General features: G+C 39.2%; 12 protein-coding genes. All 12 read left to right on the top strand.

All coding sequences use genetic code 11. The features are described 5' to 3' along the window. Positions 1 to 128 precede the first annotated feature (128 nt). Positions 129 to 1,112: a nuclease-related domain-containing protein gene (locus A3SI_RS13960; RefSeq protein WP_009056901.1), complete on the top strand. Its 984-nt coding sequence runs from the start codon at positions 129 to 131 to the stop codon at positions 1,110 to 1,112. Beyond that, positions 1,048 to 3,408: a helicase-related protein gene (locus A3SI_RS13955; protein WP_009056900.1), complete on the top strand. Its 2,361-nt coding sequence runs from the start codon at positions 1,048 to 1,050 to the stop codon at positions 3,406 to 3,408. Before A3SI_RS13960 ends, A3SI_RS13955 begins: the two co-directional genes overlap by 65 nt. Beyond that, a complete protein-coding gene (locus A3SI_RS13950; protein WP_009056899.1) occupies positions 3,408 to 6,581 on the top strand; it encodes an SNF2-related protein in 3,174 nt (1,057 codons plus the stop codon). The genes A3SI_RS13955 and A3SI_RS13950 overlap by 1 nt, the downstream gene beginning before the upstream one ends. Continuing rightward, on the top strand, positions 6,578 to 7,273 hold the full coding sequence (locus A3SI_RS13945) for a DUF4391 domain-containing protein (RefSeq protein WP_009056896.1): 696 nt from the start codon (positions 6,578 to 6,580) through the stop codon (positions 7,271 to 7,273). Before A3SI_RS13950 ends, A3SI_RS13945 begins: the two co-directional genes overlap by 4 nt. A 4-nt stretch (positions 7,274 to 7,277) precedes the next feature. Beyond that, entirely contained in the window at positions 7,278 to 8,318 is a 1,041-nt protein-coding gene (locus A3SI_RS17725; protein WP_009056894.1) for a site-specific DNA-methyltransferase, read from the top strand. Positions 8,319 to 8,336: 18 nt separating this feature from the next. After that, complete coding sequence (locus A3SI_RS17720) at positions 8,337 to 9,242, top strand: DNA methyltransferase (protein ID WP_083836538.1); 906 nt, start codon at positions 8,337 to 8,339, stop codon at positions 9,240 to 9,242. Positions 9,243 to 9,245: 3 nt separating this feature from the next. Next, positions 9,246 to 11,117, top strand: coding sequence for a DEAD/DEAH box helicase family protein (locus A3SI_RS17715; protein ID WP_050977536.1), 1,872 nt, complete (start codon positions 9,246 to 9,248; stop codon positions 11,115 to 11,117). A 5-nt stretch (positions 11,118 to 11,122) separates the two neighbouring features. After that, positions 11,123 to 12,214, top strand: coding sequence for a restriction endonuclease (locus A3SI_RS17710; RefSeq protein ID WP_156810317.1), 1,092 nt, complete (start codon positions 11,123 to 11,125; stop codon positions 12,212 to 12,214). 467 nt (positions 12,215 to 12,681) lie between these two features. After that, a complete protein-coding gene (locus A3SI_RS23340; RefSeq protein WP_394330385.1) occupies positions 12,682 to 12,852 on the top strand; it encodes a hypothetical protein in 171 nt (56 codons plus the stop codon). After that, on the top strand, positions 12,846 to 13,193 hold the full coding sequence (tnpB, locus tag A3SI_RS13930; protein WP_009056890.1) for an IS66 family insertion sequence element accessory protein TnpB: 348 nt from the start codon (positions 12,846 to 12,848) through the stop codon (positions 13,191 to 13,193). Before A3SI_RS23340 ends, tnpB begins: the two co-directional genes overlap by 7 nt. Positions 13,194 to 13,268: 75 nt before the next feature. Next, positions 13,269 to 13,490: a hypothetical protein gene (locus A3SI_RS21100; protein WP_238531780.1), complete on the top strand. Its 222-nt coding sequence runs from the start codon at positions 13,269 to 13,271 to the stop codon at positions 13,488 to 13,490. Continuing rightward, positions 13,447 to 13,847: IS66 family transposase zinc-finger binding domain-containing protein (locus tag A3SI_RS21095; protein ID WP_316929219.1), on the top strand; the 401-nt coding region annotated here is incomplete at its 3' end. The genes A3SI_RS21100 and A3SI_RS21095, both read left to right, overlap by 44 nt.

Below are 13,847 nucleotides of genomic sequence, written 5' to 3'. Positions count from 1 at the left end.
TAAATACAATTAATTTAAATAAATAATAATTAAACCTACGCAATGCCACACACTTCAATTTCAAGCTTGTAAAAACGACTTTTGTAAGTAAAAATAATTTAATTTTGACCTCTCAAAGAACAAATATTATGGCTGTAAAAGTATTGTTATCTCGAAAATTTGATCATACGCATGAACGTATAATGTTTGATGAGTTCTGCAAAAAACTATTTAATCACTATCATGATTCTTCAGAGCTCTACTTATGTATTGGCAACCTTCATGTAGAAGGTAGAGAAATTGATGCAGTGCTTATCAAAAGAAATGCCATTACAATTTTCGAGTTTAAAAACTATGGCGGCACTTTAACCTTTCATGAAAATGGGGATTGGCCAATTACAACTTTTGAAGATGGAATATCAAATACGGTATCAGTTAGAGGCGGAGCGCATGAAAATCCATATCAGCAGGTAAGAAACAATAAGTTCAGTTTGTTGAACACGCTTAATTTGTTTGCCAATTTACAAAACACGAATCTTGGACATATTTCAGGAATAGTATTGTTTTCAAAAGACATAGAATTTGATCCATTTTCTATTACGCCTAGAATTGCCAGTTGGTTTCATGTTACTGATTTGAATCATTTGATCGAAAAAGTGAATCAAATAACCAGTACGGGAATTAATCTATCCAAAGATGAAATAAAAGACTTCCAAAGAATTTTTAATCTTGGAGCAGAATATGAGCACACGGTTCCTTATGAGTTTCAGGTTCAAAGTATCAAAGACGAAACCAACGATCCAGAAGAAATTGCATTGGACAATGTGGTTAATGAAACTGAAGTCACTGATAAAAATGGTATTAATGGAAATTCAGTTGAGGATATCATTCAAGGTTCGGGATATAATGTAATTCATAGAGATTTATTGCCTGAAAGGCCCGAAGAAGCGCTTTCAATCAATGATTTGAGTCTTTCATCTGGTAATCAGAATTATCTTAATACTGCTGTAGGGGGAAAGATTTACAAGCATCAGTATAAAGCATTAGAGTTGTTAAAAGAAGGCTATAATGTTTGTTTGGCTACTTCTACCAGTTCTGGTAAAAGTTTTAGTTTTTTATACTCAAGCGCTTGAAGTCATTGAAAAAAATCCATCAGCCAAAATTTTAGCAATTTACCCGCTCAAGGCTTTGGGTTACCAACAAGAAGAGAAGTGGGAGCAAGCTTTTTTGCGATCAGGTAAAGCATTGAAAGTAGGACGAATTGATGGTACTGTACCGTCAAACCTACGAAAACAAATTATAAATAATTCAAATGTAATTGTTGTGACACCAGATGTCATACATTCTTGGTTTTTGGTGAATCTAGATAAAGTTTTTATTCAAAGGTTTTTTAGAAACTTAGACTTAATGGTAATCGATGAGGTACATGTGTATAGGGGAGTTTTCGGTTCCAATGCAGCTTTTCTTTACCGAAGGATTCATTTGGCATGTCAAAAATTAAAGCTGTCTACCTCGAACCCTATTCAGGTTCTTTGTGCTTCTGCTACCGTAAATAGCCCAGAGGAGTTTCTTTATCAATTGACAGGATTGGATTTTATTATTGTTGATCAAGAGTATGAAACTTCTCCAAAACATCCTATTGACGTTTTTTTATTAGACTCTGGTGATGATTCTGAACCTTTTTCAAGGATTGCAGATTTTATAAATCGAATATCAGCTGATCCAAATAACAAAAGCATTACTTTTGTCGATAATCGAAAAGCAGTAGAGCAAATTGCAACAATCACTGACCGATTGGATAATCGAATTTTTCCATACAGGTCTGGTTACGAGTCTGAGGATCGAAAAAATATCCAAGATCAATTAACTAATGGAAAAATAAATGGAGTTATTTCCACCAGTGCTTTGGAAATGGGGATTGATATTGGCCACTTGAATATTGGTATTTTATTTGGCGTGCCATCCTCTCAGACCAGTTTCATGCAAAGAATTGGAAGGATTGGAAGACATCAAGCAGGCTTTGTTTTTATTATTAATGATAGAAGTATTAGATCAGAAAGGATTTTTCAAAATCCTCAAAACATCTTCAACATTCCACCTGCGGACACGGCCCTTTACCTTGATAATGAATTTATCCAATATATTCATGCGCTGTGCCTAGTAGGATTAAATGGTGCGCCTGAAGCGCAAGCAATTAATCTGGATGATTTGGGTCTAAGTGAGGTGTCTTTTCCTGATGGTTTTTTGAATCTTTGCGAGAAAGTCAAAAATTCGATGGAGCCTCAACATTTAAAAAACCTTAACTCAAATAATAACGAGATTCCTCAACAAACCTTCCCACTGAGGGACATTGAAAAACAGTTTAAGATTGAGTTACATGAGGGCAGGGATATCACTCCTTTAGGCGAAATGACTAAAAGTCAACAAATGCGTGAGGCTTATCCAGGTGCAGTGTATTACCACATGAAAAGACCTTATCGTGTTACAGCTATTGAACAGCATAGAATCCGCCTAAGAAATGAGGCGCATTACTCAACTAGACCAATTTTACAAATTATGCCATACCCAAATCTTGGCGATGGCTTGATACAAGGAAAGTGCTATACAAATACTTTTGTGCTGGAGTGTAACCTTGACGTCTATGAAAACATTTTTGGCTATTATGAAAGACGAGGAAGTGCAGATGAAATAGCTGTACATTACCCGAATAATTATTACGCCAGAAGAACATATTCACGAAGGATCGTAACCACAGGAGTATTAATAGGTCGAGGTCCTCTTTCACAAATCTCCTCTGCTCAAAATATTGAAGCGATCGCGAATATATTCTTCAATGTGTTTTTAACTAACATTCCATTTGAACCTCAGGATTTAAATTATTGCATTGGATCTTTTACAGCATTAAATAACGGTGGAATCTTCGATACAGGAGAAAGATACCTCTGTATATATGACAAAACTTATGGTAGTTTAAGGCTTACGTCAAGATTAATGTTCCAAGAAGTACTTTTGGCAAGTATTAATTCTGCACTTGATTGGTTAGATACAGCTGAGTATGTTTATACTAAGGATGGTGAACAAGTATTTATTGATCAGGAAATCATTGACTTCTTTATCAATTTAAGAGGTGAGGTTTTAGCACCCGAAACGGAAATTCAGAGAAATTCTCAGGATGGAAATAATGCCTTGAATCAGCAGATAGTCCCTATTCTCGCACTGAATCAAAAAATCAAAATCATTAATGAAGATCAAGATTACATCATCGACTGGGTGTATCCTCAGGTCGTAAGTGGCGTATCTACCATTTTATATGATTTGAAGGTTGAAGGCTCTGATGAAACTTTAGCAGGAATACCTCAATCATCGCTTGTGCTCACAGAAAATCATACATTAACTCAATATGACTTAGTAAGAAGTCGAATTTTATAATGGCTAAAATCATCACTAACGAAGCCGGAAATAAACTGGCTACAGAATTGAAAGAATTGATCCAGCCAAATTCAGACTTGAGTCTGATCGTGGATCAGTTTAGTATCTATGCATTTATGTTTTTGAGCGATAAGTTCAAAGATATCAATTCTTTACGAATTCTCTGGACGAATCAACAGGAAGAAAAAGTTCGAGAGATTTTTGGAACGGCTGATGAGAAGGAATTTAAGAATCAGTTTCTTTTGCGGTTTGCCGCAGAAACTTGTGCTGATTTCTTCAAATCAAAGGCACAAATCAAACAAAGTGTTCCCGGTTTGAAAATGTTGCTTGGTACGGGTGCAACCAAGTTTAGTGCATCTTTTATTTCTAATGGATTCAATAGTGAAAACCTTGGTTTGGTAGCAACTAACCAAAAAACAATCACTGAGGTAAAATCCGAAAAAGAAGAACAGCCAATCATTGATCAGTATCAGATGCTCTTTGATATGCAATGGAGTCAAGCTACCAAAGACCTAAAAGTTGACCTTTTAAAAGAACTGGAACGAGCTTACAAGGATTACAATCCTGAGTTTTTATATCAGTTTACGCTGAGTCGGATTTTCGAAGGGATAGATGAAGTAAGTGTTGACCAAAATGAAATCAGCCAAATTGGTTTGACTGATTCTAAAATCTGGAATGAACTCAAATCATTCCAACAGGACGGTGTCCTAGGAGCGATACATAAAATAAAAAAATACAATGGCTGTATTTTGGCAGATAGTGTGGGTTTGGGCAAGACCTACGAAGCACTAGCTGTAATCAAATACTTTTTGTGCCGAGATGGCAATGCCCGTGTGTTGGTGCTTTGCCCTAAAAAGCTAAGAGAAAACTGGAATATACACCGTGTTTCACAGACGGACAACTATTTTCACGAGGATAATCTTCGGTATGATCTCTTAAGTCATACTGATTTATCGAGAAATCAGGGAATCGTAGGAGACTTAAACCTCGAACTTGTTAATTGGGGTAACTTCGACCTAGTGGTAATTGATGAAAGCCATAACTTCCGAAATGACAATACCCGCTATAAAAAGCTAATGGAAGAAGTAGTCTCCAAAGGACTCAAGACAAAGGTCTTATTGCTTTCTGCTACTCCTGTCAACAATAAAATGAATGACCTCAAGCACCAGATCTATGTGATGACAGAAAACAGAGATGATTCTTTTGAGGCGGAAGGGATTCCTTCCATTGCTAAATTGATGACTGGTGTACAGAGGGAATTCAACAGGTGGATTGAGGGAGATAGAAATCCAGACGAATTGCTGGAAACACTTAGCACCAAGCATCCTAAATACTTTGACTTGTTAGACAAAGTGAGTATTGCCCGCTGTAGAAGGCATATTCGCAGTTTTTATGGAGAAAACATTCATTTTCCCGAACGGCTACAGCCAGATAACATGCCTGTAGCGGGCAACAATGGTGGTGCGCTGAGCGATATTGAGGCTTTGGTGGAGGAAATGAACCGTCTCAATTTGGGGTTGTATGCTCCTATTACTTATCTGCGCTCAGATAGTGGGATTCCTGAAAAGTACGCAGAGAAATATGATAATAAACTTTCCGAAGGTAAAGTTTTTAAGCAAGCCGATAGAGAGAAAAGCTTAATTTATTTGATGAGAGTTAATTTGCTTAAGCGACTTGAAAGTGCATCGGCATCCTTTGGTCTAACCATCAAATCAATTCTCGATAAAATAGATGATACACTTCATAAAATTGAACAAACTCAAGGATACCTTGAGGATTTTAATGAGATACCAGCAGAGTTAGAAGACCTGCGGGAGGAATTGAGTGTCGGTAAAAAAGTCCGAATAGAAATCCAGGATATGGATTTAATCAAATGGAAAAATGATCTTGAAAATGATAAGGCCATCCTTGAATCCATCCTAAGAAAAGTCCAGGCGGAGGGCCCTGCAACTGATCCAAAACTGAATCTCCTAAAGCAAAAAATCACTCAAAAAATCAACCAGCCAATCAATCAAGGGAATAAAAAAGTCTTGATTTTTACTGCTTTTGCGGATACGGCTTCTTATCTGTATGACCATACAGCAGATTGGGCTCAAACTGAATTTGGACTTTATACGGCCTTAGTGACTGGCGGAACCTCTGCTGATAAAACCACTTTGCCCCGGGTAAAAAATGAAAAAGGTTCGTATTACAAAACTGACTTCAATTATTTGTTGACCAATTTCTCTCCTGTTTCCAAACGGAGAGAAACCACCTATCCCAATTGCCAGGATCAAATTGATATTCTTATTGCTACCGATTGCGTATCAGAAGGCCAAAACTTACAGGATTGTGACTACCTGATTAATTACGACATCCATTGGAATCCCGTTCGTATTGTTCAGCGATTTGGTCGAATAGACCGGATGGGTTCGATTAATCAATGTATCCAAATGGTCAATTTCTGGCCCATGGATGATCTGGATACCTACATTAAGCTTCGTGGAAGAGTAGAAGGTCGTGCAGTGATGGTGAATATGGCGGGAACTGGCGGAGATAATGTGATAGCGGAAGTGGAACAAGAATTAGATGCTTTGGAAGAAACCGACAATTACCGGGTCAAACAGCTTCAGGAACTTAAGGATAATAAGGACGTCGAGATCGATGACTTGGGAGGAGGTTTGTCTATTTCTGATTTTACCTACAATGACTTCAAATCTGACCTTCATCGCTTTTTGAAGGAAAATCAGGAGGCAGCCATCAAAACACCCGAAGGTATCCATACCATCCTTCAGATCCCTGCTTCAGAAGAATCCATTGAGGAAGGAGTGATATTCTGCATCAAACAGCGGGATAAAAATAACTTTCTCCTTACGTATTTGAATAAGCAAGGCGAGGTGGTAATGAATTACAACAGGAGAAAGAAAATCCTGGATATCTGTAAAAAGCTTTGTGTGAATAATTCCAAGGTAGATGATAGTCTTGCGAAGAAACTGGCGAAGGAAACCAAGCAGTATTCAGATATGCGTACCTATCGGGAGCTTTTCCAAAAAGCCATCGAAGGTGTGATCGGAAAGAGCACTGAGGAAGGAGAGCGCACACTCTATCAAGTTGGAGGAACCGTCCCCGCTGCAGGATTGTCTGCCACACCTGAGAATTATGAATTGGTCAGTTTCTTTATCCTGAGAAAATGAGATTAATAGATTATTTGAAGTGGCCTGCGGCCTCCGTGTTTTCCATCAAGATGACCAAAAAAGTCCTCAAGGAAATCCAGTCGGATGTGAAACAGGACCTTTTGGACAGTATAGAGAAAATGACTTGGACAGGCTCGCTTAAGCCTCAGCATCTTCAGATTCCTGCATTTATCAATGAGGAATTCTGTTACGATGAAGTGGTTTTTATTGAGGTGGAACTCAGAGAGAAAGCAGCAGCCGATCGGGTAGCTCGTCTGTTACAAAAAGCAATTCCCTATCCCTTGGTACTTGGGTTTATTTATCAGAAAGAATTTTGCTTTCAGCTAGCGGAGAAGACGATACATCAGCAGCAAAAGGACAAGCGGAAAGTGAATCAGGATAAGTTCTTATTTTCCGAGTGGATGGATGCTGAAAAGCTCAGCGAGCAACAAAAGAACTATCTCACGAATCTATCCTTGGACAAAGTAGGCGGCACCCACCTCAAGGAGTACTTTGACAAGCTGATGAATCATATCCATGATGAAAACAGACAAGATCAGCTTGCACTCCTTGCGCTGGAGAAAAAAGCCATAACGATCAAAAACGAATATGCAAGGGAAAGAAATGCAGCCAAAAAGGCGGAGCTGCATACCCAAGCCCGTGCACTAGCCGAACAAATGAAAGCCTTAAAATCACGATTAAATTACAACTAACGATATGGAAAAAATCACCAAAGACCATCCCCTGAGCGGAAGTCAGGATATCCTGGCAGATAACATTCAGAAACTCAAAGAAATTTTTCCTGAAGTATTCAGTGAAGGCCGTGTGGATTTTGAAAAACTACAGCTCCTTTTGGGAGACCTGATTACGCCTAAGGATGATCTCTACGGACTGAACTGGTGGGGAAAAAGTGAGGCCATCAAAGAATCCATGAAGCGTTCATTGGGCACCCTCCGCCCTGATAAGGAAAGCAGTAAAAACTGGGATACCACCGAAAACCTCTACATCGAAGGAGACAACCTCGAAGTGCTTAAGCTCCTCCAAAAAAGCTACAACGCGAAGATCAAAATGATCTACATCGATCCTCCTTACAATACAGGAAAGGACTTTGTGTATAAAGACAACTACAAAGACAACCTGAAAAACTACCTCGAGCAAACAGGTCAGGTAGATTCTGAGGGCGTGAAGCAATCTACCAATCCCAAAGAGGATGGTCGCTATCATTCCAATTGGTTGAATATGATGTATCCGAGATTGAAATTGGCTAGAAATTTATTGACGGAGGATGGGGTGATTTTTATTTCAATTGATGATAACGAAGTACATAATTTAAGAAACATTTGTGATGAAATTTTTGGTGAAAATAATTTTATCGCTACCACAGTTAGAAAAAGAAGAGATAGCCAGGCTAACCTTTCTAACAATATTTCTGTAATTCATGAATATGTTTTAATTTATTCAAAAACAAGTTTTTCGACTTTAAATAGAATTAAAGGTGAAATTGATGAGGCAGATTATAAAAATCCAGATAATGATCTAAGAGGTCCATATGTGACTATGCCTTGCACCAATATAGGGGGGGCCGTTTATGAAGTTGTTTCACCTACTGGGAATGTAATTAAAGAAGAGTGGCGATTTAAAAAAGAAACTTTCGATAAACTTTTGCTTGATAACAAAATTGTTTTTCCTCGTGGAGGTGAAGGAAAGCCTAGATATAAACTTTTTTTTATCCGAAAAAAAAGGAAATTGGAGTTCTAGCAAACTCATGGTTGAATAATGTGGCCATCAAATCAAGAAGGAACAAAAGAGTTAAAAGAATTATTTGGGGATGTAGTATTCGATAATCCAAAACCAATTGGACTTATAGAATTTTGTATGCATTTAGCTTCTGATAAATCATCTATTATTTTAGATTTTTTTTCTGGTTCTGCATCAACTGCTCAAGCAGTATTTAAATTAAATTTCTCTGATGGGGGTAAAAGAAAGTTTATTTGTTCTCAAATTCCCGAGGTTGTTTCTAAGAAGGAGCCGGCATTTAATTTTTTAAATTCAATAGATAAGCCTAATAAAATTACTGAGGTTGGAAAAGAACGAATTAGACGTGCAGGAAATAAAATCCTAAAGGAGAAAAAAGAAGAGATCGAGCAATTAAAAGCCAAATCCAGCCTGATTCAAACTGAAGAGGAAAAAGCAAAAATTCAGGAGTTGGAAGAGATGATTGCCAAACTGGATATAGGTTTTAAAGTATTTAAGTTGGATAGCTCCAATATAGAAGCTTGGGATACCGAGATGCCTGAGACTGCCAAGGCAGCCAGACCCGATTGGAAGAAAAGCAGAAACCACCTGAAAAAAGGCAGAACAGAAGAAGACTTGCTCTATGAATTGCTGCTGAAGCAAGGGCTGTTGCTGACTTCTCCTATTGAGGAGCGCTCCATTGCCGGGGCTAAGGTGTACAATATCAGCCATGGAGAATTGTTTATCTGCATGAATGCACCGATTACCATGGAAGTAATTGAAGGAATAGGTAATTGGGGTAAGGAAAGTATAGCAGAAGCAATCGTAGACTTAAAGCCTGTTTTGGTGCTTAAGGATGAGGCTTTTGGCACAGACGATGCTTTCAAGACCAATGCAGAGTTGCGATTGAAGAATGAATTTGGATTTGCTAAAGTAAATACCCTCTAAGCCATGCAGATCCATTTTAATCAAAGCCTCGCTTATCAGCTGGAGGCCATTCAGTCGGTTGTCGATCTATTTCAGGGTGGTAACCGCTACGATTCTGTTTTTTCGGTAGCCAAGGCTAATGAAGACTTATTTGGCAAAATAGAAAAAGGATACGGTAACGATCTGGTGATTTCTGAAACCCGCCTGCTTGAAAACTTGCAGGAAGTTCAGGCAAGAAATGGCGTAGGACTCAGTGATAGCATACGCAAAAGTGACTTGCAGTATTCCATCGAGATGGAAACGGGTACAGGGAAAACCTATGTATATCTAAGGACCATCTTCGAGTTGAATAAAGTCCATGGCTTTACCAAGTTTATCATTGTAGTGCCTTCCGTAGCTATCCGTGAAGGGGTGAAAGCCACCATCCGTCAGACCCGAGAACACTTTGGGGGGCTTTATGACAATGTGGTCTTTCGGGATTTCGTGTACAGTAGTAAGGAAGTATCTCAGATTCGAAGCTTTGCAGTCAATGCCTCCATCGAAATCATGATCATTAATATCGATGCCTTCAATAGCCAAGATAATGTAATTAATAAACCGCACTACGAAACAGGAGGTATTCCGCTAAGAGTCATTCAGAATGTTAATCCTATTGTGATTTTGGATGAACCGCAGGAAATGGAAAGTGAGAATGCCCAAAGCAGTATTAAGGACCTGAACCCTCTGGTTGTTTTGCGCTATTCTGCCACGCACGTCAATAAGGTCAATCTCATCTATCGCTTCTCCGCCTACGATGCATACGAGCAGGGCTTTGTCAAGCAAATAGAAGTGGCGGGTATGCAGGCTGCCAATGATTCCAATGAGGCTTTTATCCGATTCTATGACTATGATCCCAAGAAGCAGGATATCAAGTTGGAACTAGACGTACTAAAAACCAAAGGTAAAGTTGAACGTAAGGTGGTCAAGTGTCAGGTAGGAGATTTATTGGAAGACCTGACAGGAAGAGAAATTTATCGGGATTATACCATTGGCGAAATTTCCGTGGTCAATAAACGCTGGCAATTGAGTTTCACGACAGTGGCAGACCGCTTATTTCTTGGAGAAACTTTGGGTGGCTTGAGTGTAGAAGCTTACCAAAAAGTTCAGATTTACAAAACCATTGAAGAGCACTTGGATAAAGAATTGTTTTTTGCTGGTCGAGAGAAAAAGATCAAGGTGTTGAGCCTGTTTTTTATTGATCGAGTGGCCAATTTCAGAAGTTACGATGAGGATGGTAACAAGATTGACGGGAAGTATGCCCGATGGTTTGATGAAGCCTATCAAAGATTGAGACAGTTTTCGAAGTACCAAATCTTATTTGAATTGCCTTCGCATAAAGAGACTCCTTTAGAAAAAATAAGAGATGGTTATTTTTCTCAGGATAAAGGTCGAATGGTTGACACAACCGGTCAGACAAAAAAGGATGATTCAACTTATAAGCTAATTATGCAAAAGAAAGAGGAGTTATTGAATTATGACAATCCGCTCCGCTTTATCTTTTCCCACTCTGCTCTGGGCGTGGGTTGGGATAACCCGAATGTCTTCCAAATTTGTACGCTTAACGAATCCAAATCTGAAATCAAGCGCAAGCAGTCCATCGGTCGAGGCTTACGTATCTGTGTGGATGAAACTGGTAATCGAGTATATGACCGTTCGATCAATACCCTGACTGTGATAGCTAATGAAACTTATGAAGAGTTTGTGGAAAACCTTCAGAAGGATATCGAGCTGGAAACCGGGGTGCCATTTGGTTCTTTCCAGGCGGATTATTTTTCTAATGCCATCATTGATGCTGATGAAAACGGAAAACCAGTGATGTTGGGCGAGAAAAAGTCTGAAGCTGTTTTCAAAGCTTAAAGGAATTGAATTTAATTAGTGTAACTCGGGCGACAAGAAAGAAGCCAATGATGGGGAAGGTTTCGGATGACTTAATAGACAAGGTTAAAAATAATCAGCCTTTAGGTTTGCCTTTAGACTTGCAGCCCTATGAATCGGCTATTGTAGAAAAGGTAAAAGCCATCATTCCGAAAAAGACCAATATCAAAGATAAGTCCAAGGAACGCACACTTAAGCTGAATAAGCAGGTTTACCTCAACCAAGATTTCATGGAGCTTTGGAATAAGATCAAGTACAAGACGACCTATGATGTCAGGTTTGATTCCGAAGCATTGAAAGTAAAAATTGTGGAGCGAGTCAAAGGGCAGATCAAGAGAGAAGGTGCTAAAATCATCTATAGAAAAGCTGCAGTAGCTCAAAAGCTCTCAGGCTTGGAAAGTACTGAGAAATATGTGGATGTCATAGCTGTAGATGAAAAGGCAACTTACCTTCCAGACATCTTGAGTTTCTTGCAAAATGAGACTCAATTAACCCGCAACACACTTATAGATATTCTCTTAAAAGTAGATCTTGAACCCTTGCGTGTCAATCCTCAGCTCTTTATGGAGGAGGTACTTAAAATCATAAACGAGGTGAAACTGGAGTTTTTGGTAGATGGAATCCAATACCGGAGACTGGATGATCAGGAGTATTACATTCAGGAATTGTTCGAAGCGGAGGACACACCAATCAAGGGTTATTTGGAAAGCAATTTATTGGAAAGTACCAAGTCTCCATTTGATTATGTCCGATATGACTCTACCGTTGAATCCGATCTGGCTAGATCCTTTGAAAACAGCACCAATGTGAAAGTATATGCCAAGCTTCCTCCAAAATTCAAAGTACAGACACCACTCGGCGATTATAATCCTGATTGGGCTTTGCTTTGGGAACAGGGTGGAGACACCAAGCTGTATTTCGTCTTAGAAAGTAAGGGGTCCAAGGATAAACTGAAGCTTAGACCTATGGAGTATTATAAAATCAAATGTGGGCAAAAACATTTTGATGCACTAGAACCATCCATAAAATATGAAGTTGTTACACAATATTCAGATATGATAAATATCAAAGAAGACTAAAGATTGTAAAATAACAGCCAAAATATTAAATAAATATTTTGGCTGTTATTTTTAAAAGATTTTTTAAAGGAACCTTGACTTCCATTAAACACATTTCCTCATGGAAAGTATTGACCCTAATGCTTAGTAGCCAAGCATCATTCCGCGCTTAGCATTTTAATAAAATATTCGTCCTTTTCATTCAACTGAACCGAGTACTGTATTGGCCCCCTGATTAATCGGACGTAAATTAGTTAAAATTCTGTAAATTTACGTTTATGAAAAAGAGGACATTTGTATCCGTTCGACGAACCCCATATTTTCTGTAGGCGAGGGATTTTGTAGTCTTGCGGAATGGAAAGAAGAGATAAAGTGTTTTACCAGGAGCTTTACCGGGAATGGCTTAGCTCTGGTTTAAAGAAGTCTGTGTTTGCTGCAAACGTGGGATTAATCGAGCTACGTTCTACTACTGGTGCAAAAAGCTAGAAGTGGTAAGTGAGCCGATTTCCGAGCCATTCACAAGCTTTAAGCGCCTTGCAGCTTTGGCTCCAGAGGGAGAGCAGCAGCCTTTTTTGAAAGTCACCTTACCGAATGGTGCTAGCGTTACTTTTTATGAGGAGATTTCGATTGAACATCTAAAAAGACTCCTGGCATGTTAGCGCTTTCCTCTGCTACGCGCTATTTTCTGTACGAACAGCCAACAGATATGCGCTATGGCATTCAGGCTTTAGCAGGGATAGTGCGCAACAAACTGGGCTTTGATCCCATGAGTGGAGACGTCTTTATTTTTATAGGAAAAAGAGGAGATCAAATCCGGCTTTTGCAGTGGGATCAAGATGGGTTTGCTCTTTATATCAAAAGGCTAGAAAGGGGGACTTTTGAACGCCCAAGATCCTCTAAAAGCCTGCTTTCTAGCCGTGAATTAGGCTTGCTTTTACAGGGGGTAAGGCTAGAATCTGTGCGCTACAGAAAGCGTTATATGGCAGCTGGGCGGCAGTGAAATAAAGCGTGATTTTTTGTCTAAAAAGTGGCTTTAAGGCTATTTAAAACGACTTTTTTACCCTATATTTATGTCATGGAAAACAGAGAAATAGACTATAAAACCCTATACGAACAGGCTCTGTTGACCTTATCTCAAAAAGAAAATTCTCTGCTCGAAAAAGAAAACCTTTTAATTGAAAAGCAAGAGCTCATAGAGAAGAAAGAGCAGGTCATTTTTAAATACCGCTCTGAATTAGACAAGCTGCTTAAAAATCATTTTTGGTCCCAAAAAGGACAAGCTAAAAACGTCCGTTGACTCCGATCAGCTCAATCTATTTACACTAGGTGTGCCCGAAACTGACCAGGCTAAGATGGGGGGTGATGGTGAAGCGGATAGCGACGGGGAAACAGTCACTGTCAAGCGTAAAAAGCGTGAGAAAGGACAAGGCCGCATGACGCTTCCCGAAACACTACGCAGAGAAGATGTCTATATCGAGCCTACGGAGTCTACGGAAGGGTGTGTCGTTATCGGAGAAGAGGTGACTGAAGTGCTGGAAATGAAGCCTGCAGAGTTTTACGTTACGCGCTACATCCGCAAGCGATACGCGAAACCAAACGGTGAAGGCATCTTGATGGGCACGCTTCCAGATAGGGCGATTGAAAAAGGCATCCM

Source organism: Nitritalea halalkaliphila LW7 (assembly GCF_000265075.1).
In the GTDB taxonomy this organism is placed as follows: Bacteria; Bacteroidota; Bacteroidia; order Cytophagales; family Cyclobacteriaceae; genus Nitritalea; species Nitritalea halalkaliphila.
Note: the sequence above shows the minus strand (reverse complement) of the source record. Positions and strands in the feature narration are given on the sequence as shown.